This window comes from Pseudomonas sp. SDO5532_S415 (assembly GCF_054071155.1).
On record NZ_JBSVWS010000092.1, the window covers coordinates 1 to 24,162 of the forward strand.

Annotated in this window: 19 protein-coding genes and 2 pseudogenes; 10 read left to right on the forward strand and 11 right to left on the reverse strand. The window is 59.7% G+C overall.

What is annotated here, in order from left to right:
* Nucleotides 1–152: 152 nt before the first annotated feature.
* Together ACW9HW_RS19025 and ACW9HW_RS19030 are read right to left on the reverse strand one after the other, a co-directional pair.
* The gene (locus ACW9HW_RS19025) at nt 153–905 is read right to left on the reverse strand and encodes an anti-sigma factor family protein (RefSeq protein ID WP_457401265.1); all 753 of its coding nucleotides are present in this window, start codon (nt 903–905) and stop codon (nt 153–155) included.
* Complete coding sequence (locus tag ACW9HW_RS19030; RefSeq protein ID WP_095192763.1) at nt 902–1,408, reverse strand: sigma-70 family RNA polymerase sigma factor; 507 nt, start codon at nt 1,406–1,408, stop codon at nt 902–904. The genes ACW9HW_RS19025 and ACW9HW_RS19030 overlap by 4 nt, the downstream gene beginning before the upstream one ends.
* A 158-nt stretch (nt 1,409–1,566) precedes the next feature.
* Here ACW9HW_RS19030 and ACW9HW_RS19035 point away from each other — a divergent pair, with 158 nt between their 5' ends.
* Nucleotides 1,567–2,643: a catalase family peroxidase gene (locus ACW9HW_RS19035; RefSeq protein WP_095192762.1), complete on the forward strand. Its 1,077-nt coding sequence runs from the start codon at nt 1,567–1,569 to the stop codon at nt 2,641–2,643.
* Entirely contained in the window at nt 2,640–3,185 is a 546-nt protein-coding gene (locus tag ACW9HW_RS19040; RefSeq protein ID WP_457401268.1) for a cytochrome b, read from the forward strand. The genes ACW9HW_RS19035 and ACW9HW_RS19040 overlap by 4 nt, the downstream gene beginning before the upstream one ends.
* A gap of 100 nt (nt 3,186–3,285) precedes the next feature.
* Here ACW9HW_RS19040 and ACW9HW_RS19045 read toward each other — a convergent pair.
* Nucleotides 3,286–4,467, reverse strand: a pseudogene (locus tag ACW9HW_RS19045) (MFS transporter); the annotation flags it as partial.
* A 136-nt stretch (nt 4,468–4,603) separates the two neighbouring features.
* On the opposite strand from ACW9HW_RS19045, the gene ACW9HW_RS19050 reads away from it, so the two are divergent.
* Nucleotides 4,604–6,130 carry a hypothetical protein gene (locus ACW9HW_RS19050; protein ID WP_457401269.1) on the forward strand — a complete coding sequence of 509 codons (1,527 nt, stop codon included), beginning with the start codon at nt 4,604–4,606 and terminating at the stop codon, nt 6,128–6,130.
* Between the two features lie 97 nt (nt 6,131–6,227).
* Here the strand turns inward: ACW9HW_RS19050 and ACW9HW_RS19055 are convergent, their stop codons facing one another.
* Nucleotides 6,228–7,376, reverse strand: coding sequence for a M14 family metallopeptidase (locus tag ACW9HW_RS19055; protein WP_095192760.1), 1,149 nt, complete (start codon nt 7,374–7,376; stop codon nt 6,228–6,230).
* 352 nt (nt 7,377–7,728) lie between these two features.
* Here ACW9HW_RS19055 and ACW9HW_RS19060 point away from each other — a divergent pair, with 352 nt between their 5' ends.
* From ACW9HW_RS19060 to ACW9HW_RS19080, 5 genes are read left to right on the forward strand one after another with little or no spacing between them, the layout of a single operon-like run.
* Nucleotides 7,729–8,397: a GntR family transcriptional regulator gene (locus tag ACW9HW_RS19060; RefSeq protein WP_457401270.1), complete on the forward strand. Its 669-nt coding sequence runs from the start codon at nt 7,729–7,731 to the stop codon at nt 8,395–8,397.
* A 31-nt stretch (nt 8,398–8,428) separates the two neighbouring features.
* Nucleotides 8,429–9,235: an ABC transporter substrate-binding protein gene (locus tag ACW9HW_RS19065; RefSeq protein ID WP_095192758.1), complete on the forward strand. Its 807-nt coding sequence runs from the start codon at nt 8,429–8,431 to the stop codon at nt 9,233–9,235.
* Nucleotides 9,236–9,246: 11 nt separating this feature from the next.
* The gene (locus tag ACW9HW_RS19070) at nt 9,247–10,014 is read left to right on the forward strand and encodes an amino acid ABC transporter permease (RefSeq protein ID WP_095192757.1); all 768 of its coding nucleotides are present in this window, start codon (nt 9,247–9,249) and stop codon (nt 10,012–10,014) included.
* A 1-nt stretch (nt 10,015) separates the two neighbouring features.
* The gene (locus tag ACW9HW_RS19075) at nt 10,016–10,795 is read left to right on the forward strand and encodes an amino acid ABC transporter ATP-binding protein (RefSeq protein WP_095192756.1); all 780 of its coding nucleotides are present in this window, start codon (nt 10,016–10,018) and stop codon (nt 10,793–10,795) included.
* A 30-nt stretch (nt 10,796–10,825) separates the two neighbouring features.
* On the forward strand, nt 10,826–12,448 hold the full coding sequence (locus ACW9HW_RS19080; protein WP_457401273.1) for a gamma-glutamyltransferase family protein: 1,623 nt from the start codon (nt 10,826–10,828) through the stop codon (nt 12,446–12,448).
* Nucleotides 12,449–12,943: 495 nt separating this feature from the next.
* Here the strand turns inward: ACW9HW_RS19080 and ACW9HW_RS19085 are convergent.
* Nucleotides 12,944–13,279: pseudogene (locus ACW9HW_RS19085) on the reverse strand (DUF6124 family protein); the annotation flags it as partial.
* Between the two features lie 129 nt (nt 13,280–13,408).
* Here ACW9HW_RS19085 and ACW9HW_RS19090 point away from each other — a divergent pair.
* Nucleotides 13,409–14,047: a LexA family protein gene (locus ACW9HW_RS19090; protein WP_457401275.1), complete on the forward strand. Its 639-nt coding sequence runs from the start codon at nt 13,409–13,411 to the stop codon at nt 14,045–14,047.
* Nucleotides 14,048–14,077: 30 nt separating this feature from the next.
* Here the strand turns inward: ACW9HW_RS19090 and ACW9HW_RS19095 are convergent, their stop codons facing one another.
* The 4 genes from ACW9HW_RS19095 to ACW9HW_RS19110 form a co-directional block, all read right to left on the reverse strand.
* A complete protein-coding gene (locus ACW9HW_RS19095) occupies nt 14,078–16,033 on the reverse strand; it encodes an acetyl/propionyl/methylcrotonyl-CoA carboxylase subunit alpha (protein ID WP_457401276.1) in 1,956 nt (651 codons plus the stop codon).
* Nucleotides 16,033–16,848, reverse strand: a complete 816-nt coding sequence (locus ACW9HW_RS19100; RefSeq protein WP_457401278.1) for a gamma-carboxygeranoyl-CoA hydratase — start codon at nt 16,846–16,848, stop codon at nt 16,033–16,035. The genes ACW9HW_RS19095 and ACW9HW_RS19100 overlap by 1 nt, the downstream gene beginning before the upstream one ends.
* Nucleotides 16,849–16,984: 136 nt before the next feature.
* Complete coding sequence (locus ACW9HW_RS19105) at nt 16,985–18,589, reverse strand: carboxyl transferase domain-containing protein (RefSeq protein ID WP_095192750.1); 1,605 nt, start codon at nt 18,587–18,589, stop codon at nt 16,985–16,987.
* A gap of 97 nt (nt 18,590–18,686) precedes the next feature.
* A complete protein-coding gene (locus ACW9HW_RS19110; RefSeq protein WP_457401280.1) occupies nt 18,687–19,850 on the reverse strand; it encodes an isovaleryl-CoA dehydrogenase in 1,164 nt (387 codons plus the stop codon).
* A gap of 329 nt (nt 19,851–20,179) precedes the next feature.
* On the opposite strand from ACW9HW_RS19110, the gene ACW9HW_RS19115 reads away from it, so the two are divergent.
* Complete coding sequence (locus tag ACW9HW_RS19115) at nt 20,180–21,877, forward strand: AMP-binding protein (RefSeq protein ID WP_457401282.1); 1,698 nt, start codon at nt 20,180–20,182, stop codon at nt 21,875–21,877.
* 683 nt (nt 21,878–22,560) lie between these two features.
* On the opposite strand, the gene ACW9HW_RS19120 is transcribed toward ACW9HW_RS19115, so the two are convergent.
* Entirely contained in the window at nt 22,561–23,460 is a 900-nt protein-coding gene (locus ACW9HW_RS19120) for a hydroxymethylglutaryl-CoA lyase (protein ID WP_095192747.1), read from the reverse strand.
* Between the two features lie 148 nt (nt 23,461–23,608).
* The gene (locus tag ACW9HW_RS19125; protein WP_095192746.1) at nt 23,609–24,010 is read right to left on the reverse strand and encodes a MerR family transcriptional regulator; all 402 of its coding nucleotides are present in this window, start codon (nt 24,008–24,010) and stop codon (nt 23,609–23,611) included.
* Nucleotides 24,011–24,162: the final 152 nt, after the last annotated feature.

Here is a 24,162-nt window from a genome sequence, read left to right on the forward strand (position 1 = left end):
CAGTTGGGTGACAGCCGCGGTTTTTGAACCCCTGTGAGAGCGAGCCTGCTCGCGAAGGCGGTGTGTCAGGCTACTTTAATGGCGACTGGCACACCCTGTTCGCGAGCAGGCTCGCTCCCACAGAAAAGCGCTTCCCACAGGGATGGGGTTGGTCAGAACCGAGTGGTCTGCCTGAGCATCCGCGCCGCCGGCGCATCCGCCGGGCTGACCATCGCATAGTTGTAGCCACCCCCGGACCAATACTCGGCCTGCAACCCGCCATCACTGCGACTGCCCCTGGGCAACAGGAAATTCTTCGGTCCCGGCGGTCGCACGTAGAAGCTGATCTTGTGCCCGCCCTGATCCTCGTACACCACCATCGCCGCGGGCCCTTGCTCGGTGCTGAGCAAGCGCCCGCTCACCGGTTTGAACCCGGCACCGGTGAGGTCGGGCAAGCGATTGGCCTGGGTGAAGTAACGATCGAGCCAACCCTGCATGTCGCCGTCATTCCCAGCCTTGTAGTCCGCCGGCAACAGCCCCTGCTCGGCTATCAGACGGTAAGCCTGCATGGCGTCGGCCATCGGTTGCGCGGCGCTGAGAAGGGTCATTTCCCGGGCCTTCCAGCCGCTGAACCCGCCGACGCTGACGGCGATCAGCAACACCGCGGCGCTGGCCAGGTGGCGTCGGGACTGGCGCTTCATGCGCTGGCGGATCTGCGCCGGATCGAGGTTCGGGTTGGCCGGTTGCTGCAAGGCGCCGCTCAGGGCTGCGCGCAGTTGCTGGGCGTCCTGCTGCCAGGCGCGTACTTGTGCGCAAATCTGCGGGTTGCTGGCGAGAAACGTCTCCACCCGATGTCGGTCGTCGTCGCTGAGCTGGTGGTCGACGTAAGCGTGCAGGTCGCGTTCGCTGGGGGGCATGCTGATCATTTGAGTCTCCGCAGGGCAGGGCGGGTGATTTCGCCATCGCTGAGTTGGCGCAGGGCCTGGCGGGCCCGGGACAGGCGGGACATCACGGTGCCGGTGGGTACGTCGAGAATCTCGGCGACCTCTTTGTAACTCAGGCCTTCCACCGACACCCACAACAGCAGCGCGCGCTGTTCGGTGGGCAATTGATCGAAGGCGTTGAGGGTCGATTGGGCGATCACGCTGCGCTCTACCGAAGGCTGCGCATCGTCGCGCCCGGTAAAGAATTCGAGCATTCGCGCATAGCGTCGGGAGCTTCGGTGAGCATCAAGAAACTGACGATAGAGAATCGCAAACAGCCAGGCGCGCAAATCGCCCTCGACGCGTTTATCTCCCCAACTCGACAGCGCGCGCTCCAGACACGACTGCACCAGATCGTCGGCGCTGCTGGAGTTGCGCGTCAGCGAAACGGCAAAGCGACGCAATCTGGGAATGATTTCTCGCAGTTGTTCGTCGATATCGTTCATGAATTTCTGGTTACTCACTACGCTTTGAACCAGGAAGACGCTTGGCGTGGGAGGTTATTCCACGCCCGAAAAAATAAATACCGCGCCAGGGAATAAACCGTCGCGCGGTTCGTCTGCCTGGTTCTTCTCACTTGTGGCCGATGGCCCTGGAGTCTTTCATGGTAGATCGATCATCACCGCCACCCTTGAGTGCCGCGAGCCTGACGTTACGTCTGGCCGGTATTGCCGTGGTCATCGCCGTCGTGGCCGGAGCGTTTGCCTACGTCAACGGCACCCTGGACCCACAGCGCCTGACGCCGAAAAAACTGATCAATGTGCTGGAAACCAACAACGGCGTGCACCCCGGATTCCGGCGCAATCACTCCAAGGGTGTGTGCGTGATCGGCCATTTCGAGAGCAGCGGCGAGGCACGCAGTTATTCCACCGCACAGGTATTCAACGCGGCGCGCACGCCGGTGGTTGGCCGTTTCGCCTTGCCGGCGGGTAATCCCTATGCGCCGGATAGCGCTGTGCCGATCCGCAGCCTGGCGCTGCGCTTCAATCAGGCCAACGGCCAGCAGTGGCGTACCGGGATGAACAGCATGCCAGTGTTTCCCGTTGGCACGCCTGAGGCGTTTTATCAATTGCAGCAGGCGCAGTCGCCGCTGCCTTCGACCGGCAAACCGGACCCGGCGGCGGTGCCGGCGTTCTTCGGTTCGCACCCGGAAGCCGGGCCGTTTTTGGCCTGGATCAAGACCGCCAAACCCTCAGCCAGTTACGTGACGGAAACCTACAACAGCGTCAACGCGTTTTATCTGGTCAACGCCGCCGGGCAGCGGCAAGCGGTGCGCTGGAGCATGGTGCCGCAGGCGGTGGACGCGCCGGGCGCCACGGCTCCGGAGGGCAGCGATTTCCTCGAGAAGGACCTGGATCAGCGGATCGCCGCCGGCCCGCTGCGCTTTCAGTTGAACATCACCCTGGCCAACCCTGGCGATCCAGTCAACGACGCCAGCAAGGCCTGGCCCGAGGGGCGCAAGGTATTGAACGCCGGCACCCTGGTACTGGAAAAATCCCAGCCGCAACTCAACGGCGAGTGCCGCGATATCAACTACGACCCGCTGGTGCTGCCGGCCGGCATCGAAGGTTCCGACGACCCGTTGCTCGCCGCTCGTTCAGCCGGCTACGCCACGTCCTACCTGCGTCGCACCAGCGAAGTCAGCCAGTTGCCCGCTGCCAAACAGGAGGCCCAGCAATGAGCACTCAACCTAACCATTTCGCTCCCCTGGCGCGCCTGCTGCACTGGCTGATGGCACTGATGATCATCGCCATGCTGTTTATCGGCGCGGGGATGGTCGCCTCGGTGTCCGAACGCCATGAATGGCTGATCAACCTGCACAAGCCTTTGGGTGTGGCGATTCTGTTGCTGGTGATCGTGCGGCTTTTGGTGCGTTTCTCCACGCAACAGCCGCCGTTGCCCGCCGATCTGCCGGGTTGGCAGGCGCTGGCGGCCAAGGCGTCCCATGTGCTGCTGTACGCCTTGATGCTGATTCTGCCATTGCTTGGTTGGGCGATGATTTCCGCGTCCGGTGAACCGGTGATGCTCAGCAGTTCGTTGCAATTGCCCTCGATCGTGCCGGCCGATGCGCAGGTGTTTGCGTTCCTGCGCAAGGCTCATGGGTATCTGGCGTATTTGTTGTTTTTGACGGTGTTGCTGCATTTGGCGGCGGCTTTGTTTCACGGGTGGGTGCGCCGAGATGGCGTGCTCGACAGCATGTTGCGGGGTAAGGATCACAGTTGATCCGCCCCACCGAAATCCATTGTGGCGAGGGAGCTTGCTCCCGTTGGGCTGCGGAGTAGCCCCACAATGCGGTTCGTCAGATGATCCGCAGTGAATGGATTTACGACTGCTGCGCAGCCGAGCGGGAGCAAGCTCCCTCGCCACAGGGTTCCGGGGTTTTGTAGGCCAACGACCTCCACCAATAGATCAAAGCCACGGCGTTAATGCCTGCCCCCAGCAGGCAAACGCCAATCCACCCACCCCAGGCGTACATCGCGGTCGAACCGATGGAACCCAGGGCGCTGCCAATCGAATAAAACACCATGTAACCGGCGGTGAGGCGGCTTTGCGCTTCGGGGCGCACGGCGTAGATCCTGCTCTGGCTGGTGACGTGCACGGCCTGTAACCCCAGATCCAGGGTAATCACGCCGAGCAATAGCGCCCACAGTGACGATTGGGTCAGGGCGATGGGTAGCCAGGAAACCAGCATCAGCAGCAGTGACAATCCGCTGGTCCATTGCCCCAAACCACGATCAGCCAGATGCCCGGCCCGCGCAGCGGCCAATGCACCGGCGGCACCTGCCAGTCCGAACAGGCCGATTTCCGTGTGGGACAACGACAGGGGTGGGGCGCTCAACGGCAACACCATGGGCGTCCATAGCACCATGGCGCTGGCAAACGTCAGCAACGCAAGAATCGCCCGCTGGCGCAACATTGCTTCTTCCTTGAACAGGATGAACACCGAAGCGATCAACGCGCCGTAAGTACTGACAGGTTGGCTGTCCTCATGCCTGGGCAGTACGCGCAACAGCAGCAGCGCCATCACCAGCGTCAGACTTGCCGACAGCATATAAATCGAACGCCAACCGGCCAGGTCCGCCATGCCACCGGCAACCGTGCGCGCGAGCAGGATGCCGACCACGATCCCGCTGGTGACCACCCCAACCACGCGCCCGCGTTGCGTCGCAATCGCCAATGTCGCGGCATACGCCACCAGGACCTGAGTCACAACAGCCAACAAGCCGGTCAAGGTCATGCCGATCAGCAGCCAGGTGCTGTTCGGTGCCAGCGCGATCATCATCAAGGCCAGTGCCGATAACAGGGTTTGCGTGACAATCAGGCGTCGACGGTTGAGCAGATCACCCAAGGGCACCAGCAGCAACAGGCCCGCTCCGTAACCGACTTGCGTCAGCGTGACGACGATGCCGACGATGCCGACGATGCCGACGGTGGCGGGGTCCATGGCAAAAGCCTCGGCCATGGCGTCGAGCGGTGGTTGTGGGTAGTAAACGTTGCCGCCCGCTCACTCTGGCTCCGCGCACCTGTCAACTTTGACAGTATCGTTCCCCAAAAAAAGCACGTTCAATGCTCACAGACTGCAGTGGCCCCGGACGAGGCCAGTCGAACAGTACTGATCGTGTCATTCAGGGAGACGAACCATGTTCAACACTGCAGGTGTGCGTTCCATGTGGCGTGTTTTTTTTGCGCTTTCGGTTGTGCCGTTGGTTGGATTGCTTGGTGCTTGTACGCATGCACCGACGGCTGACCCTGGTAAACCGGAAAATTGGGTTGTTGAGAATGTTGCCAGCAAGTCCACGGCCGAACTATATGCGGAGTGGGTCAAACCGGCTGTTTTTGAACGTTCAAGTTCAAAGGTTATTAATGGATATACCGTCGAAAGTGGAAAGTTGCGGATGCCGGATAAATCCGAAGGTGCATTAGTGACGGTTCGTTCGCCCGATGGTGGGTTGACCGCCTTTATCAATAAACCGGAAAAGTCCGGTTCATTGCACGTTGACAGCAAGGGAGCAGGCCGCTTCATTCCTGAGTCTGACACTGATAGAGATATTGAGGATGCTGTTCCCAATCCGAATGAAAAGGTCGCTACGGCACCTGTGAAATCGACCAGCGCGGAACCCTTGGTTGTTGAGATATTGATGGGGTATTCCAAGGCGGGAGTAGTTCGGGCAGGCGGAGATGCGATGGCCGATGCGTTGGCTAAAATTGAATACGTTAACCTGGCCCTTCGCAATTCACTGGTGGCGAATGTTTTATTCAAGTTGGTTGGTATCCAGATTGTGGAGCAGGATCAACAGATCACTGAGGATACTCTTAATAAACTGCCAACGATTTTCGCTTTGGGAATAGCCAGGTTTAATCCAGATGTGTTCTATGGCAACTTTGCATCTTTCGCGCCGGGAGGACCCGCCGGAATAGCCTGGAGGCCCGGTCGTTTTGGCATAACGATTTCACATAGCTTTCCGACATTCGCTCATGAACTTGGGCACAATGCAGGTAGTCTTCACTGCCATGATGGGACTAACAGTTACCGTTTTGGCTATTTCAATGGAAAGTCAGGGAGTCTTTTATGCGGCGGAAATCGTCAAGCTTACTATTCGAACCCCAATGTCAAAGACGAACACGGTCTGCCTCGCGGGAATGCTGTTACTGCCGATACGGCGCGTGTCTGGCGTGAAAATGCTCAACGACTGTCGTCCTATACCCCACCTTCACCTTATGCAAATTTATCTGCAAATATCATTGGACCATCTCCTGACGCCAATTATTCCATTGGTTGTTTGAAAGGTACTGTCATGTCAGGAAGGGGGCACGAAGGAAGAATGAATTCTGGTTCAGCCAATTATTTGTGTGTGCTGCCAAAAGTCGGTTCAGTTACCGCCAGCTTGACACAACAGGTTTGGAGTGGATGGGGACATACGGATGTCTCTTGCCCGGCAAACTCGGTATTGAACGGCATCGAACAAAAAGGAGTTCAATTGCGAGCCGGTTGCACGAAGTTGGTTGCTTCAGGCTCTGCCGTTACTGTCAGATATGCAGGTTCTCATGGGAATTTTGACGAAGGAAACCATCAGTTTGCCTGCCCGGTGGGGCAATACATCACATCGATTAGATCGACCGGGCCATCGGGGGAATTCAAGGCATATGATTGTGCGACTCTTCACTGAGTTGGATGCAGGACGAGATTTCAATTGCTGACTTGATGCCCCTGTGTAAGACATGACTTCTCTCGAGGTCATGTCTTACACAGCTCTGCGATCTCGATCAGCGCAACGCGTCGACCATCTCGGCAACAGTGGTCAACACATCCTTCCCCAACTGCTTCGAACGCTTGCCCGACCAGCCGGTCTCCGCGTTCGGGTGGTCGTCATGATCCTTGAACGGCATTTCCAGGGTCAGCGACAGGCAGTCGTACTTCTGGCCAACGGCGTTGCAGGCCAGGGTCATGTTGGCCTGGCCCGGTTCGTCTCGGGTATAGCCGTGCTTGGTCTGGAAGTCCTTGGTGGTTTTCTTCAGGTGGCTGCGGAAGTGCTCTTCGAGTTTTTCGATCCGTGGCGTGTAACCCGGATTACCTTCGCAAGCGGCGGTGAAGACGTGGGGGATTTCCTCGTCGCCGTGGATGTCGAGGAACAGGTCGACGCCGTACTTTTCCATCTGCTGCTGGACGAAAAAGACTTCCGGGCTGATCTCCGGGCTGGCGCTCTGCCAGGCACGATTCAGGTCCTGGCCCATGGCGTTGGTGCGCAGGTGGCCGTGGAAAGCACCGTCCGGGTTCATGTTCGGCACCAGGTACAGGTCGGCGCTGGCCAGCAGTTTGTTCAGTACCGGGTCGTCGTGTTTTTCCAGGCGTTCGATGACGCCTTCCATGAACCACTCGGCCATGTGTTCGCCCGGATGTTGCTGGGCAATCATCCAAACCTTGCGCCGGCCTTCGGCACCGGTGCCTTTGCGCAGCAACTGAATGTCGCGACCCTCAACGCTCTTGCCAGTGGCCAGCAGTTCAGTGCCGGCCTTGGTCAGTGCTTGCTCGATCAGCCAGTCGTGGCGGCCACGGCTGTAGGGTTCGAAGTAGGCGAACCAGGCGTGGGTTTGCGTGGCTTCAAGGCAGAAACGCAGGCAGTCGCCTTCGAAGATGGTCGGCACCTGGAACCAGTTGACGTGATCGTAGGAGGCTCTGGCCTGATAACCGTCCCAGGCCTTGTTGTACGAAGACTGGCTGGCATTGTTCAGACGAAACCAGTGCTCCTGGCCGACATGCAGGCCGCTGGCCTTGAAGTGGAACCATTGAAAATGGCTGCTTTTGGTATCGGGACGGATGGCCAGCAGGGGTTTGAGCGGGTCGCTGACATCGATCACCTGGATGTTGCCGCTGTCGAAGTTGGCACTGATGTCGAGAGTTTTAGCCACGGTCAGGGTTCCTGATTAAGATTTTTATGGCGGCTACTTTACACGCAAGAGAAGGGGGCTGGCAGCGGAGAAAAATCGTTTCACCGGCCATGCCGAAGTTTGGCTTCGCGGCTCGAAATTCACCTTCACTGCATTGCCACTGGCCGTGTTACTGCCCGCACCGTTTTGTGGCGCTTTGGTTACACCCTGGTTCATTTCAACTCGTTCCCGTCCGGCCCCCATGGCGACTATCGGCCTTCCTGATTTCAGCTAAATCAATTCAATCAAAGACCTGCACGCTCTGCGCCGAACCTGGCACGCAATGTGCTTTTTTTGGCTTTATGGATAATTGGATACAAAAATACAAAAGGTGCACCCGATGAAATTCGCCCCTGTCTACGCCGAGCGCCAGCCCGTTACCGCCGAGGAGGAGGCTTACAACTTTCTCCTGGAAGCCATCTGCAAAGGACGTTACCGCACCGGTGAGCGGCTGATTGCCGAGGACATCGCCGGGGAAATCGGCATGAGCCGCATGCCGGTGCGTGAAGCGTTCCGGCGTCTGGATGCCGACGGCCTGGTGACGCTACGGCCAAACCGCGGCGCCATCGTGCGCGGCCTGAACATCGAGGAAATGCGCGAAGTGTTCGAGATGCGCAGCGCCCTTGAAGGCCTGGCCATTCGAGTTGCGGTGACGAAAATCACCGAGCGTCAATTCAGTCATCTGAAGCGCTTGCTCGATGAGATGGACGACTATCGCGAAGACGGCGCCGAGTGGGTCAGCCGCCATCGCGCCTTTCATGAATACCTGTGCAGCCTGAGTGAACGTCCGCGCCTGATGCGGCAGATTTCGGCGCTGTATTCGGTGATCGAGCCGCACATGCGCCTGTGGCTGCAACACGCCGACAAACCCCGCAGCGCCCGGGACGAACACGCCTCGATCATCGACGCACTGCGTTCGGGCGACCCGGACAAAGCCGCCGCCGTAGTGTGCGAGCACATCGAGGGCACCATTCCGCGACTTATTCAGTTTCTCGAAGCCCACCAATAGAAGAACAACCAGCCAACTGGAGTCATGCACCATGCACAAGCCTTGCGCGTTAGTTGCCGTGTTCACCTTGAGTCTGTGTTCGCAATGGGCGCTCGCCGCCCCCGAGTTACCCGAGCGACTGAGCAAGAGCGAGAAGATCGTCTATTGCTCCGGCATGGACTCGCCACCGCTGGTGTCGTTTGACATGAAGCAGAAACCGGTCGGGCTGCAGGTCGACATGGGGGAAGCGATCGCCAAGCGTCTGGGGGACAAGAAGGTCGAATGGCGCATCTCGCCCTTCGCCGGATTGATCCCGGCACTGCTGGCGCAGCAGTGCGACATGATCGTCGATCAGTTGTTCGATAAACCCGAACGCCGCGAGGTGATCGACATCGTCAACTTCATGTATTCCAGCCAATCGATCGTGGTGCCCAAGGGCAATCCGAAAGCGGTGAGTACCCTGGAGGACCTTTCCGGGCTCAAGGTCGCGGTCAGTAACGGTTCGACCATCCGTGTGCTGCTGGGCAAGGAAAACGAGAAGCTCGAAGCGGCTGGCAAGGCGCCGATGAAACTGGTGGTGTACAACGTCGATGCCGACGCCTTTCAGGCCTTGCGCATCAATCAGGTGGATGCCTTCGGTACCACGGTCGAGTCCGCCGGACATTATCAGCAACTGGCCCCGGACCTGTTCCAGTCGGCAGTACCGGCGTTCAATCGCATCCTCACCGGTTTTGGCGTGCGCAAGAGCGATCCACAGCTGACAGTGGCCTTGACCGAAGTCCTGCAAGGCATGCGCGCCGACGGCAGTTACGCCGCGCTCCTCAGTAAATGGCATGTCGACAGCGACAAACTGGACTGAGGGCAAACCTGATGAACTTCAATTGGGATGTGTTCTGGCAGTACCTGTTGCAGCCCAGCGATGTGTACCTGACGGGGCTGTGGCTGACCTGCCTGATCAGCGTTTCGGCGATGTTGCTCGGTTGCGTCCTGGGGCTGATCGCCGCGCTGATGAAGCTGTCGAGCAACCCGCTCTTGCAGTATCCGGTGCGCTTTTATGTCTGGCTGATGCGCGGTACGCCACTGCTGGTACAGATCGTTTTTCTGTACACGGCATTGGCGGCGGGGGGCATTTTCCGCTTTGAGGACCTGGACCTTGGCTGGATCGTCGTGCCCGGCAACATTCAGGCCGCGATCATCGCGTTGGGACTGAATGAAGGCGCGTACATGGCCGAGATCATCCGTGCCGGTATCGGCGCGGTGGACAAGGGGCAGTACGAAGCCGGGCGTTCATTGGGCATGACCTTTCCCAAGCTGATGCGGCGTGTCGTGTTGCCACAGGCGTTCCGGGTGATCGTGCCGCCGCTGGGCAACGAGTTCAACGTGATGCTGAAAAACACCACGCTGGTCAGCGTCATCGGGGTTCAGGAGCTGCTGCTCAGTACGCAAATGGTGACGTCGGCGACCTTCAGGGTGTTCGAGTTGTATCTGGTCGTGGCTATTTACTTCCTGGCCTTGACCACACTCTGGGGCTTTTTCCAGCGCTGGCTCGAAACCCGCTTCGGTCAGTCGGACCGTCCGGCGCCGGCGGCCAGCCGGATGTTCGGGCGCAACACCATGAAACTGTTGAGGGGGCGTTGAGATGGCACACATGAGTGAAGAACTGGTCATCGAAGCGCTGGATATTCACAAGTCCTTCGGTGACCTGGAAATACTCAAGGGCATTTCCCTGCAAGTGCGGCGCGGTGAAGTGGTGGTGTTGATCGGTGCCTCCGGGTCCGGCAAAACCACCTTCATCCGCTGCATCAACCTGCTGGAAGACATTCAGTCCGGGCAGATTCGCGTCGCCGGTCAGCCGATGGGTTATCGCACCCGCGCCGATGGCAGCCTGGCCCGCGACTCGGAGCGCAACATCGCTCGCCAGCGGCGGGACATCGGCATGGTGTTTCAGCGCTTCAATCTGTTCCCGCATATGACCGCCCTGGAAAACATTATCGAAGCACCGATCCATGTGCTGGGCGTGCCGCGCGCGGCGGCGGTGGAGCAGGCGCGGGCACTGCTCAAGCGGGTAGGGTTGGCGGAGAAGGCCGATCACTATCCATCGATGTTGTCCGGTGGCCAGCAACAGCGGGTGGCCATTGCCCGGGCGCTGGCCATGAAGCCCCAGGCGATGCTGTTCGACGAACCCACCAGCGCCCTTGATCCGGAGACGGTGGGTGAAGTGCTGCAAGTGATGAAGGAACTGGCCGAAGAGGGCATGACCATGGTCGTGGTGACCCACGAAATGGGTTTCGCCCGCGAGGTGGCCGACCGGGTGGTGGTGCTCGATCAGGGCGAGCTGATCGAGCAAGGCCCGCCCGAACAGATCTTCAGCCAGCCCAGTCATGCCCGTACGCGGGCGTTTCTCAGTCGCGTGTTGTGAACCCGTCAAAAATCTTTGTGTGAGTCTGCCATGTTCAAATTTTCCGCCCATGAATACCCCTACGCCTCACAACGTCAAAGTGTCTTCGCCAAACGCGGCATGGTCGCCGCCTCTCAGCCATTGGCCGCCGAAGCAGGCATCGAAATCATGCGGCGCGGCGGTAACGCTATCGATGCGGCCATCGCCACGGCCGCGGCGCTGACCGTGGTTGAACCCACCGGTTGCGGCATCGGCGGCGATGCCTTTGCGCTGGTCTGGACGCAAAACAAGTTGCACGGCTTGAACGCCAACGGCGCGGCCCCCCAGGCCTTGAGCATCGAGGCGGTGAAAGCCGCCGGTCATGACAAGATGCCTTTGCATGGCTGGACGCCGGTGACGGTTCCGGGCTGTCCGTCTGCCTGGGCGGAGCTGTCCACGCGTTTCGGTCGACTGCCCTTTGCCGATTTGCTGCAACCGGCCATCAGTCTGGCGCGGGAGGGTTTTCCGGTGTCGCCGGTGGTTGCCCTGCAATGGCAGACCGCGCTGGAGGATTTCAGCCAAGATAACAGCAGGGATCGCAGCGACGTGCTTGAGAGCTGGTTCGACACCTTTCTGATTGACGGCCGCGCGCCCCGTGCCGGTGAACTGTTCCGCAACCCGGCCCAGGCACGCACCTTGAGTGAACTGGCAGTCACCGGTTGCGAGAGTTTCTATCGTGGCGCCCTGGCGCAACGGCTGGATGCGCACTCGCGGGCCACGGGCGGCTATTTGCGCGCCAGCGACCTGCAGGATTACCGCGCGCAATGGGTGGACCCGATCAAGGTCAACTATCGCGGTGTCGATGTCTGGGAGATTCCACCGAGCGGCCAGGGACTCGTGGCATTGATGACCCTGAAGATTCTCGAGGGCTTCGATTTCGATCACCGTGACAGCCAGCAAACCTGGCACCGTCAGCTCGAAGCCATGAAACTCGCTTACTGCGATGGCTTGCACTACATCACGGACCCGGAACATATGCGGGTCGCCGTGGACGACTTGCTGAGCGACCGCTATGCGGTCCATCGCCGGGCGCAGATCGGCGAACGGGCCGTGGCGCCGCAGCCGGGCGATCCCCACGCCAGCGGCACCGTGTACCTGGCCACCGCCGACGCCGAAGGCAACATGGTGTCCTTCATCCAGAGCAACTATCACGGCTTCGGTTCCGGCGTGGTGTTGCCCGACAGCGGTATCGCCCTGCAAAACCGGGGTGAAGAGTTCAGTCTTGATCCCGCGCATTCCAATTGCCTGGCGCCGGGCAAAAAGACCTTCCACACCATCATTCCCGGGTTCCTCAGCAAGGACGGAGAGGCGATGGGACCCTTCGGTGTGATGGGCGGTTACATGCAACCGCAAGGGCACGTGCAGATGGTGATGAACCTGGTGGATTTCGGGCTCAACCCGCAAGCGGCCCTCGATGCGCCGCGCTGGCAATGGCTGGGCGGACTGAAGGTCGGTATTGAGCAGGACGCTTCGCGAGACATGGCGGCGGCATTGGCTCGGCGTGGGCATGAGGTCGAGGTGGCTTGCGATCTCACCAGTTACGGTCGCGGGCAAATCATCCTGCGCGACCCTGAAACCGGGGTGCTTTGTGGCGGGACCGAGCCGCGAACGGATTCGCATATTGCTGTGTATTGAGGGGAGAGAGGGGCGGCAAGGGCATTCGGTCTTTGCCTGCCTTGCAGCGATGGATCATCGCCGGGGACAAGTCGCGGACGAAGGAAAAACGGGGGGCGTCCTCCCTGACGCTGACGCAGCTTAGAGATTATGCGATTGATTCTCAAGTGCTATTTGCCATTAGTTTGCCTTAATGATTAAAGGCTTCACTTGCCAACAAATATTCTTTTGATATCATCCGCGCCATCGAATTTGCGGCACCTACAGACTTCATTAGCCTGAAGCCATAAGCCAGAAAACTGGCAAAAAAAAGACCCGGCAAAAAGCCGGGTCAAAAACCGTGATTAGCCTGATGAGGAGATAGTCCAGGAGACCGACCTAAGGTCCCTGGTCCATCGACTGATCTCGCGACCAGCTGATGCAATAATAATCATTCTCGTTTGCAAGTCAAATGATTTTATCTGCGCGATTGGAAAATTCTTTCCCGTCCTCTCTTTTTTGCACCTTCGCTTCAAAGTTCTGATATCTCTCCAGTGACCGATCCACCATGGCCTTGGCCATGTCGATCATATGCACCGTCGAAAATGCCAGGTCCCGGTTCGTTCCCTGCAGATGACTGGCTGACTCGCAGGCCGTGGCGGCGGCGCATCGCAGCAGGTCCGTGGCATGGACCAGTGCCTCCTCGCAGCTGATGTTGCGGTTCACATCAAAGAAACGTGCCTCGACCACTTCCTCTGAAACAGCCGGTTTCAGGTAGTAGTCCAATGCCCGCTGGGCAGCGGCCGAACCTTGGGGCGAGGTGAGGGAGGTGTCGATTTGCATATCAGGCAATTCGTTGGCGGGTTGGGTCATGGTGATGGCAAGCTCCGTGATAGATTCAGATCCGTGAAGTCATCCTAGTACGATCTGTATTTGTGACCATAATTTAAATACTACAATTTGTGTTTTGATGGCCGGAGTCCACCACGTATCGTGCCGCCCATGGATAAATGGATTGAATTGGTCAAGGCCAAGATGAGTGAGCTCAAAGTCACTCAAGAAATACTCGCCGACCGCCTCGGGATGTCCCAGGGCGGCGTGGGTCACTGGCTGAATAAACGTCGCGAGCCTGGCGTGGAAAACATGAACCGGGTGTTGAAGGCGCTCGGCATGGACTTTCTCGAAGTGGCTTTGGTCATTCGCGAGCCTTCGGACTCACAGGAAGACGGGATTTCCCTGACGCAGAAGTACAATCCGTACTTCCGCTACCCGGTCAGTGACTGGCGGGAAACCGGAGAAGTCCGCGATGGGGAGCTGGCACAGTATCGTTTCGAACTGTCCGACTATCACGCTCAGGGCGCGGCCTTCTGGTTGACGGTCACGGGCGATGCGATGACCGCACCCAGTGGCCTGAGCATCGCCGAGGGCATGTTGATCCTGGTGGACCCGGATGTGGAAGCCGTACCTGGCAAGCTGGTGATCGCGCAATGGCCCAGCAGCAGCGAGGCGATTTTTCGCAAATTGATCGAAGAGGGCGGGCAGCGTTACCTGGTCCCGCTCAATCCGACGTATCCGAAAGCCCTTTACACCCAAGAGTGCCGGATCATCGGCGTGGTGGTTCAGGCGACAGCCAAATTCTGATCAGAACGCCCCTTGGGGGCGTTCTTCATTTCACGCCTCTTCCAACTCGACCAGCGCACTGCCTTCGCTGACCATTTCGCCTTCCTGGCAATACAGTGCCTTGATCACACCGGCATGGGGCGCGCGAATGCTGTGCTCCATCTTCATCGCTTCGAGTACCACCAGTTGTGCCCCGGCCTCGACCGTTTGCCCGGCTTCCACCAGCACGCGCACGATGCTGCCGTTCATGGGGGCGGTCAGCCCGCCGTGATGGCTGTGACTGGCCTCGACGGCGCTGATCGGGTCGTAGGACTCGATGCGGCGCAGTTCACCTTCCCATTGCAGATAAACGAAGTCACCACGGCGGATAGCCCGATGCTGGCGGCGCACGCCGTCGTGCTCCGTCAGCAAATGCTCGCCTTTGAGCTGTGCGCTGCGGGCATTGGCGGCGCCCAACGTCAATGCGCGGTCCTGGCCTTCACAACTCAGGTGCAGGGTGATTTCCGTCGGCAGGCCAGCCCGAAAACCATTGCTGTTGGCCCAAGGCGAACTTGGATCATCGGCGCGCGGTGAACGCGGCTGGCTCTGGGCAAACGACTGGGCGGCGGCTTGCCAGAACTCATCGCTGAGCTCGGCCGGTGCAGGCAGCAGTTGTTCCTGATAGCGCGGAATGAACCCGGTATCCAGTTCCGCCGAAGCAAACGCCGGATGCGCAATGATCCGGCGCAGGAAGTTGATGTTGGTCTTGAGCCCGCCGATGGCGAACTCGTCCAGCATGCTCAGCAGTCGCAAGCGCGCCTGTTCACGGTCCTCGCCCCAGGCAATCAGTTTGCCGAGCATCGGGTCGTAGAACGGCGAAATCTCGTCGCCTTCCTCGACACCACTGTCCACGCGACGACCCGCACCCGGCGCGGATTCGCGGTACAACTCCAGACGCCCGGTCGCCGGCAGGAAGTCGTTGCCCGGGTCCTCGGCATAGAGCCGCACTTCAATCGCATGGCCGTTCAGCGGCACCTGATCCTGGGTCATCGGCAATGCTTCGCCACGGGCCACGCGAATCTGCCAGGCCACCAGGTCGAGACCGGTGATGGCTTCAGTGACCGGGTGTTCGACCTGCAGGCGGGTGTTCATCTCCATGAAGAAGAATTCGCCACGGGCATCGAGCAAAAATTCCACGGTGCCGGCACCGACGTAACCGATGGCTTGCGCCGAACGCACGGCGGCTTCACCCATGGCGCGGCGCAGTTCCGGGCTCAGGCCGGGGGCTGGCGCCTCTTCGACGACTTTCTGGTGTCGTCGTTGAATCGAGCAGTCACGTTCGTTGAGGTACAGGCAATTGCCGTGTTGATCGGCGAACACCTGGATTTCCACATGGCGGGGTTTGAGCAGGTACTTCTCCACCAGCATTCGCGAATCGCCGAACGACGACAGGGCTTCACGCTGGGCCGAGGCCAGGGCTTCGGCCAGCTGGCTGACGTCCTCGACGACTTTCATGCCTTTACCGCCGCCACCGGCCGTGGCCTTGAGCAGCACCGGGTAGCCGATGCGTTCGCAGGCGTCGCGGAAGGTGTCGAGGTCTTGAGCCTCGCCGTGATAACCCGGCACCAGCGGCACGCCGGCGGTTTCCATCAGTGCTTTGGCCGCCGACTTGCTGCCCATGGCGTCGATGGCCGAGGCGGGCGGGCCGAGGAAAATCAGGCCGGCCGCTTCGATCGCGCGGGCGAACCCGGCGTTCTCCGACAGAAAGCCATAACCGGGGTGGATCGCCTGGGCGCCGCTGGCCTTGGCGGCAGCGATCAATTTGTCGATTTGCAGGTAGCTGTCAGCGGCCTTGCTGCCACCGAGATCGACGCGAATGTCGGCCTCGCGGCTGTGCCGGGCGTCACGGTCGGTGGCGCTGTGCACGGCCACGGTGGTCAGGCCCAGGGCCTTGGCGGTGCGCATCACCCGGCAAGCGATTTCGCCACGGTTGGCCACCAGCAGGGTAGTGAGGACGGGTGCGCTCATCAATGCGGCTCCTTGGGGGTGATTTCGGCTTGCCAGCTCGGCGGACGTTTTTGCAGAAAGGCGCGCAGGCCTTCCTGACCTTCAGGGCTGACGCGGATGCGGGCGATGGCGTTTTCGGTGTAGCGACGTAGCGCCGGGTTCAGCGAGCCGTCGCCGACTTCACGCAACAAGTCTTTGCTGGCGCGCATGGCCGCCGGGCTATTGAGCAGCAGATTGTCGATCCACTGCTCGATTTTCTGTTCCAGTTCCTGGGCCGGATAGCTCTCCGATAACAAGCCCAGTTCCCGTGCCCGTTGCCCGCCGAAGCGCTCGGCGGTCAAGGCATAGCGCCGGGTGGCGCGCTCGCCGATGGCTTGCACCACGAACGGGCTGATCACCGCCGGTGCCAGGCCGATGCGCACTTCTGACAGGCAGAACTGCGCATCATCGGCGCCGATGGCCATGTCGCAGCAGCTGATCAGGCCCAGCGCCCCGCCAAAGGCCGCACCCTGCACCACCGCCAGGGTCGGGACTTTCAGTTTGGCCAGGTTGTACATCAACTCCGCCAGTTCCCGGGCGTCGTCGAGGTTGGTGTGGTAATCGAGTTCGGCCGATTGCTGCATCCACGCCAGGTCGGCGCCGGCGCTGAAATGCTTGCCGCGACCACGCACCAGCAGAAAGCGCAGGCCGGCATCGCTCGACACCTGGTCCAGGGCAAGGATCAGTTCGCGGATCATTTCGGCGTTGAACGCGTTGTTCTTTTCTTCGCGGCTGAGCCACAGGGTCGCAAAACCCCGTGGGTCGGTCAGCAGTTCGAGGGTGTTGAAGTCGCTCATTTCTTCCGTTCTCCACGGTCCTTGTGGGAGCGAGCCTGCTCTCGAAGAACGACCACGGGGTGCTGTGAGGGGAACACGCGGTACTGTAGATGAACCGCGGTGAAGCCTTCGCGAGCAGGCTCGCTCCCACAAAAAATCACATCCGGAACACGCCGAAGCGGCTCGGTTCGATTGGCGCATTCAGCGATGCCGACAAGGCCAGGCCCAGGACATCACGGGTTTGTGCCGGGTCAATGACGCCGTCGTCCCACAAGCGAGCGCTGGAATAGTAGGGGTGGCCCTGTTCTTCGTACTGGTCGAGGATCGGTTGCTTGATCTCGGCTTCCTGTTCGGCGCTGAAACCATGACCACCGCGCTCGGCCTGTTCGCGCTTGACCTGCACCAGTACGCCGGCGGCCTGTTCGGCACCCATCACGCCGATGCGCGCATTCGGCCACATCCAGAGGAAGCGCGGGTCGTAGGCCCGACCGCACATGCCGTAGTTGCCGGCACCGAAACTGCCGCCGATGATCACGGTGAATTTCGGCACCTTGGCACACGCCACGGCGGTCACCAGTTTCGCACCGTGCTTGGCAATGCCACCGGCCTCGTATTTCTGGCCGACCATGAAACCGGTGATGTTTTGCAGGAACAGCAACGGGATGCCGCGCTGGCAGGCCAGCTCGATGAAGTGCGCGCCTTTCTGCGCCGCTTCGGCGAAGAGGATGCCGTTGTTGGCCAGGATCGCGATCGGGTAACCGTGCAGGTAGGCAAAACCGCACACCAGCGTCGTCCCGAACAAGGCCTTGAACTCATCGAACACCGAGCCATCGACCAGCCGCGCAATCACTTCGCGTACGTCGAACGGCTGCTTGGCATCGGCTGACACCACGCCGTACAACTCGTCGCTGCTGTAGAGCGGGGCGATGGGCGTGCGTTGCTGTACTTCGCCGAGTTTGCGCCAGTTGAGGTTGGCGACGCTGCGGCGGGCGATGGCCAGTGCATGTTCATCGCTTTCGGCGTAATGGTCGGCCACACCGGAAATCTTGCAATGCACATCGGCCCCACCCAGGTCTTCGGCGCTGACCACTTCACCGGTCGCGGCTTTTACCAGTGGCGGGCCGGCGAGGAAAATCGTCGCTTGCTCGCGTACCATGATCGCTTCGTCGGCCATTGCCGGCACATAAGCGCCGCCAGCGGTACAGGAGCCCATGACCACGGCAATCTGCGGAATGCCCATGGCGCTCATGTTGGCCTGGTTGAAGAAGATCCGGCCGAAGTGCTCGCGGTCCGGGAACACTTCATCCTGGCGCGGCAGGTTGGCGCCGCCGGAATCGACCAGATAAATGCAGGGCAGGCGGTTCTGCTGGGCGATGGTCTGGGCGCGCAGGTGTTTTTTCACGGTCAGCGGGTAGTACGAGCCACCTTTAACCGTGGCGTCGTTGGCGACGATCATGCATTCGACGCCTTCCACGCGGCCAATCCCGGCAATCACGCCAGCGGCTGGAACGTCTTCGCCGTACACCTCATAGGCCGCCAGTTGGCTGATCTCCAGAAACGGCGAGCCCGGATCCAGCAGGCGATTGATGCGTTCACGGGGCAGCAGTTTGCCCCGCGAAGTATGGCGTTCCTGGGCCTTCGGGCCGCCACCTTGCGCCACTTGGGCAAGCAGGGTGTGCAGCGCGTCGACCTGTTTGAGCATCGCCGCGCTGTTGGCGGCGAACTCCGCTGAACGGGGGTTGAGCTGGGTATGCAAAATCATGGCTTACTCCGTAAGCAGCTGTAAGCGGCAAGCTTCAAGCTGCAAGAGGAAAGCTTCTGCTTGTCGCTTGAAGCTTGTGGCTTGCAGCTGACGAAATTCATTTCGTCTCGTTAAACAGTTCACGACCGATCAGCATGCGACGGATCTCACTGGTGCCAGCGCCGATTTCGTACAGCTTGGCGTCACGCAGCAGGCGACCGGCCGGGAATTCGTTGATGTAGCCGTTGCCACCGAGAATCTGGATCGCGTCGAGGGCCATTTGCGTGGCGCGTTCGGCGCTGTAGAGGATCACGCCGGCGGCGTCCTTGCGTGCGGTTTCGTTGCGCTCGCAGGCCTGGGCCACCGCGTACAGGTAGGCGCGGCTGGCGTTGAGCTGGGTGTACATGTCGGCAACCTTGCCCTGGATCAGCTGGAACTCGCCGATGCTTTGGCCGAACTGCTTGCGGTCGTGGATGTAGGGCACGATCAGGTCCATGCAGGCTTGCATGATCCCGGTCGGGCCGCCCGAGAGTACGACGCGCTCGTAGTCGAGGCCGCTCATCAGCACCTTCACGCCACCGTTGAGCACGCCGAGGATGTTTTCTTCCGGCACTTCGACGTCATCGAAGAACAGTTCGCAAGTGTTCGAACCGCGCATGCCGAGCTTGTCGAACTTGTTGCTGCGGCTGAAGCCTTTCCAGTCGCGCTCGACAATGAAGGCGGTGATGCCGTGAGGACCCTTTTCCAGGTCGGTCTTGGCGTAGATCACATAGGTGTTGGCGTCCGGACCGTTGGTGATCCAGGTCTTGCTGCCGTTGAGAACATATTTGTCGCCGCGCTTGTCCGCGCGCAGTTTCATCGATACCACGTCAGAACCGGCGTTCGGTTCGCTCATGGCCAGGGCACCGATGTGCTCGCCGCTGATCAGCTTCGGCAGGTATTTGGATTTCTGTTCGTGGGTGCCGTTGCGGTTGATCTGGTTGACGCAGAGGTTGGAGTGCGCGCCATAGGACAGGGCAACCGAGGCCGAGCCACGGCTGATTTCTTCCATCACCACCACGTGGGCCAGATAACCCAGGCCCGCGCCGCCGTATTCTTCCGCAACGGTGATGCCCAGCAGGCCCATGTCGCCGAATTTGCGCCACAGGTCGGCGGGGAACAGGTTGTCGGTGTCGATCTGAGCAGCGCGAGGGGCGATCTCTTTGGCAACGAAGGACTGAACCTGATCGCGCAGCATGTCGATGGTTTCACCGAGGGCAAAATTCAGGGATGGGTAGCTCATGGGGCACCTTTTGGCTTTTTTGTAGGGTGGGGAGGGCAATGATTCGGCTCTCACCTTTACGTTAACGTAAGCCTGTGACGAAAGGCTGTCAATCACCCTTTACGTTAACGTCAACTTGAGCGAGAGTAGAGGCAGTTCTGAAAGACCGGCGTCGCATTCTGTGGCGAGGGAGCTTGCTCCCGTTCGAGCGCGAAGCGGTCGCAAATCGGCAAGTGAGGTTTGTCAGATAGCACCTCAGTGTTGATTTCACGACTGCTGCGCAGCCGGACGGGAGCAAGCTCCCTCGCCACACAAGCCTCGCTCCTACAATAAAGACAATAGGGGTCGTCATGGATCAACCCAGTGCAAATCCGCAGCGTAGTTACACCCGTGGTTCCCAGGACAAAGCCTTGCTGGCGATGACCATCGGCCAGGCGTTCGACAACACGGTGGCAAAGTACCCGAACGGGGAAGCGCTGGTCGTGCGCCATCAGCAGCTGCGATACACCTGGCGGCAATTGGCGGAGGCTGCCGACCTGCACGCCAAGGCACTGCTGGCGCTGGGCCTGCAGACCGGTGATCGTCTGGGCATTTGGGCGCCGAACTGCGCTCAATGGTGCATCACCCAGATCGCCACCGCGAAGATCGGCGTGATCCTGGTCAACATCAACCCGGCCTACCGCAGTTCCGAACTCGAATACGTGTTGAAGCAATCCGGTTGCCAATGGCTGGTGTGTGCCGGGGCCTTCAAGACCTCCAACTATCACGCCATGTTGCAAGGCCTGGTGCCGGAACTGGCGGAGCAGTCCATCGGCAAGCTACAGAGCGAACGCTTGCCCGAGTTGCGGGGCGTCATCAGCCTGGATGCGCAACCGCCAAGCGGGTTCTTGCCGTGGTCGCAACTGGACGATCTGGCCGGCGGCGTGTCGGACGAACAATTGCACGAGCGCCAGGGCAGCCTGCATTTCGACCAGGCGGTGAACATCCAGTACACCTCCGGTACCACCGGCTTCCCCAAGGGCGCGACCCTCAGTCACTACAACATTCTCAACAACGGTTACATGGTCGGTGAAAGCCTCGGCCTGACGGTCGCCGATCGCCTGGTGATTCCGGTGCCGTTGTATCACTGCTTCGGCATGGTCATGGGCAATCTGGGTTGCATTACCCACGGCAGCACGATGATTTACCCCAACGATGCTTTCGATCCACTGTTGACCCTGAGCACTGTCGCCCAGGAAAAAGCCACCGCGCTTTACGGTGTGCCGACCATGTTCATCGCCATGCTCGATCAACCGCAACGCGCCGAGTTCGACCTGTCGAGCCTGCGCACCGGGATCATGGCCGGGGCGACGTGCCCGATCGAAGTGATGCGCCGGGTCATCAACGAAATGCACATGAGCGAAGTGCAGATTGCCTATGGCATGACGGAAACCAGTCCGGTGTCGTTACAGACCGGCCCAATGGACGATCTTGAACTGCGCGTTACCACCGTCGGCCGTACTCAGCCGCAGCTCGAAAGCAAGATCATCGACGAGGCGGGCAATCCGGTACCACGCGGCACCATCGGCGAACTGTGCACCCGGGGCTATAGCGTGATGCTCGGCTACTGGAACAACCCGCAAGGCACCGCCGAAGCGATCGATCAGGCCGGGTGGATGCACACCGGCGACCTGGCGAGCATGAACGACGAGGGCTACGTGTGCATTGCCGGTCGCAACAAGGACATGATCATTCGCGGTGGTGAGAATATCTATCCGCGGGAGCTGGAGGAATTCTTCTTTACCCACCCGGCCGTGGCTGACGTGCAGGTGATCGGCATTCCTTGCTCGCGCTACGGCGAAGAGATCGTTGCCTGGATCAAGTTCCACCCCGGCCACAGCGCCACCGAGCAAGAGCTGCAAGCCTGGTGCAAGGAGCGTATCGCACACTTCAAGACGCCGCGTTACTTCAAGTTCGTGGAAGAATTCCCGATGACCGTGACCGGCAAGATCCAGAAATTCAGGATGCGCGAGATCAGTATCGAGGAGTTGCGCATCAACAATGCCTGACTCATTCCTCTTGTGGGAGCGAGCCTGCTCGCGAAGGCGATAGCACATTCAATATGGATGTCGACTGAACCACCGCTTTCGCGAGCAGGCTCGCTCCCACAGGGGGGCGGTGGTAAAAAACCAAATCGCAGACAGCACAAAGGGGAGCCGAAGCTCCCCTTTAATTTTCGTTGCGTGTGCTCTTTTTTTATTATTGAGGGGCGGTCTGTTTTTGTTTTTGGCAACCGTTGCCCTTTACCGCTGTTTTTGGCGATCCCCATCCGGGATCAAGAGCAAACGTATTTTTTTGAGCGCTGATCTACTTTTTCGCTGAGCGATCCAACCAGTTCGGGAGCTACCTGAAGGTAGTTTTATTGTTCTCTGCCCGGTTGCGGGTTACTCCGAAAAGCACCCTGAAAAGCACACCTTCTCCAAAAAAATCTGTTAGCTGCGTCTCTGCCGTGTTGTTTTTGTTATGTCAGAGTCGTTACGTCTTATTTTTATTAGCTTTGCTGCTTTTTTTGTTCTTGTTATGCCATAGAGATAGCAGAAGCCGTGCCAACTTTTAAAAATCCTTTTAAATCAACGACTTAATATTTTGTAGGATTTTTCTCTCAGGGAATCCCTGACAATTTGTTTCCGTGTTACTCGTTCCCGCCCACGTTTTCAGTGTGGGCGGTAACACCCGGACACAACCCGCACACTCACTGCGCACTACGAGCCTTGGCCACACGCGAACCCGTCGGTCGCCCCAGCACGGAGCAAATTTGCTGGCCGGCCAGGATCAGCGCGTCAAGGTCGATCCCCGTTTCGATGCCGAGGCCGTTGAGCAGGTAAACCACGTCTTCGGTGGCGACGTTACCGCTGGCGCCCTTGGCGTAAGGGCAGCCTCCGAGCCCGGCGATGGAGCTGTCGAACACCGAGATCCCTTCCAGCAGGCTGGCGTAAATGTTGGCCATGGCCTGGCCATAAGTGTCGTGGAAATGCCCGGCCAGCTTTTCCCGCGGCACATCGGCCGATACCACCTCGAACATCCTGCGGGTCGCGCCAGCGGTGCCGGTGCCGATGGTGTCGCCCAGCGAGACTTCGTAGCAGCCCATGGCGTAGAGCTCGCGGGCGACCCGGGCGACTTGCTCGGGGGCGACGTTACCTTCATAGGGACAGCCCAGTACACAGGACACGTAACCACGCACCGTCACGCCATGCTGTTTCGCGGCGTCCATGATCGGCACGAAACGCTCCAGGCTTTCGCTGATCGAGCAATTGATGTTGCGCTGGGAAAAGGCTTCGGAAGCCGCTGCGAACACAGCCACTTCCTTGACCCCGCAGGCGAGGGCATCCTCAAAACCGCGCAAGTTGGGCGCGAGGGCGCCATAGGTGACGCCCGGCTTGCGTTGGATCTGCGCGAAGACATCAGCGGAGCCCGCCATCTGCGGCACCCATTTGGGCGAGACGAAACTGCCGACTTCTATATAGCCCAGGCCCGCAGCCGTGAGCGCGTCGACCAGTTGCACCTTGTCGGCGACGCTGATGGGTTGGGCTTCGTTTTGCAGACCGTCGCGGGGACCGACTTCGACAAGGCGTACATGGGTTGGGAGGGACATGGGGTTCGACCTGTGCTGAATTTTCTGAATGCTCGAAGAACCCTGTGGGAGTGGGCTTGCCCGCGATGGCGGTGGGTCAGTCGGCATCAATGTTGAATGTCATGCCCTCATCGCGGGCAAGCCCGCTCCCACAAGGGAAGGTGTTGATCTATTGAATCGCCTCCTGGCTCTTGAGGGTTTGCTCCAGCGCCTGCACACAGCGCTCTTCAGCGGTATCAAGCTCCAGTTTCATCTGTTCGATGTCCAGCAGTTGCTGTTCCAGCTGTTCCCGACGCTCGCTGATCTTGGCCAGCATGCTGTGCAATTGCTTGGTGTTACCGCTGGACGGGTCATAGAGTTCGATCAATTCGCGGCATTCGGCCAGGGAAAAACCGATGCGCTTGCCCCTCAGGATCAGCTTCAGGCTGACTTTGTCACGGGGCGAATAGATGCGTTCCTGACCACGGCGTTCGGGGCTGAGCAGGCCTTGCTCTTCATAGAAGCGAATGGCCCGGGTGGTGATGTCGAGCTCGCGGGCGAGGTCGGAAATGCTGTAGGTCTGGCTGCTCATGGAAGCGCTCGCAAAAGGTCATGGCGCTAAGCTAATGGCAGGTTGACGTTTACGTCAAGGGGCAGGGTTTTTCAGTGTTCTCATCGGACTCTTCGCGAGCCGGCTCGCTCCCACATTGGATCTTCAGTGAACACAATATTTGTGTAAAACAG

Excerpts from the sequence above, each read along its gene's own strand:
- ACW9HW_RS19065 (WP_095192758.1), top strand. The coding sequence starts at position 8,429 with ATGCACAAGCCTTGCGCGTTAGTTGCCGTGTTCACCTTGAGTCTGTGT.
- ACW9HW_RS19075 (WP_095192756.1), top strand. The coding sequence starts at position 10,016 with ATGGCACACATGAGTGAAGAACTGGTCATCGAAGCGCTGGATATTCAC.
- ACW9HW_RS19110 (WP_457401280.1), bottom strand. The coding sequence starts at position 19,850 with ATGAGCTACCCATCCCTGAATTTTGCCCTCGGTGAAACCATCGACATG.
- ACW9HW_RS19035 (WP_095192762.1), top strand. The coding sequence starts at position 1,567 with ATGGTAGATCGATCATCACCGCCACCCTTGAGTGCCGCGAGCCTGACG.
- ACW9HW_RS19100 (WP_457401278.1), bottom strand. The coding sequence starts at position 16,848 with ATGAGCGACTTCAACACCCTCGAACTGCTGACCGACCCACGGGGTTTT.
- ACW9HW_RS19080 (WP_457401273.1), top strand. The coding sequence starts at position 10,826 with ATGTTCAAATTTTCCGCCCATGAATACCCCTACGCCTCACAACGTCAA.
- ACW9HW_RS19105 (WP_095192750.1), bottom strand. The coding sequence starts at position 18,589 with ATGATTTTGCATACCCAGCTCAACCCCCGTTCAGCGGAGTTCGCCGCC.
- ACW9HW_RS19125 (WP_095192746.1), bottom strand. The coding sequence starts at position 24,010 with ATGAGCAGCCAGACCTACAGCATTTCCGACCTCGCCCGCGAGCTCGAC.
- ACW9HW_RS19040 (WP_457401268.1), top strand. The coding sequence starts at position 2,640 with ATGAGCACTCAACCTAACCATTTCGCTCCCCTGGCGCGCCTGCTGCAC.
- ACW9HW_RS19095 (WP_457401276.1), bottom strand. The coding sequence starts at position 16,033 with ATGAGCGCACCCGTCCTCACTACCCTGCTGGTGGCCAACCGTGGCGAA.
- ACW9HW_RS19120 (WP_095192747.1), bottom strand. The coding sequence starts at position 23,460 with ATGTCCCTCCCAACCCATGTACGCCTTGTCGAAGTCGGTCCCCGCGAC.
- ACW9HW_RS19090 (WP_457401275.1), top strand. The coding sequence starts at position 13,409 with ATGGATAAATGGATTGAATTGGTCAAGGCCAAGATGAGTGAGCTCAAA.
- ACW9HW_RS19060 (WP_457401270.1), top strand. The coding sequence starts at position 7,729 with ATGAAATTCGCCCCTGTCTACGCCGAGCGCCAGCCCGTTACCGCCGAG.
- ACW9HW_RS19025 (WP_457401265.1), bottom strand. The coding sequence starts at position 905 with ATGATCAGCATGCCCCCCAGCGAACGCGACCTGCACGCTTACGTCGAC.
- ACW9HW_RS19115 (WP_457401282.1), top strand. The coding sequence starts at position 20,180 with ATGGATCAACCCAGTGCAAATCCGCAGCGTAGTTACACCCGTGGTTCC.
- ACW9HW_RS19050 (WP_457401269.1), top strand. The coding sequence starts at position 4,604 with ATGTTCAACACTGCAGGTGTGCGTTCCATGTGGCGTGTTTTTTTTGCG.
- ACW9HW_RS19070 (WP_095192757.1), top strand. The coding sequence starts at position 9,247 with ATGAACTTCAATTGGGATGTGTTCTGGCAGTACCTGTTGCAGCCCAGC.
- ACW9HW_RS19030 (WP_095192763.1), bottom strand. The coding sequence starts at position 1,408 with ATGAACGATATCGACGAACAACTGCGAGAAATCATTCCCAGATTGCGT.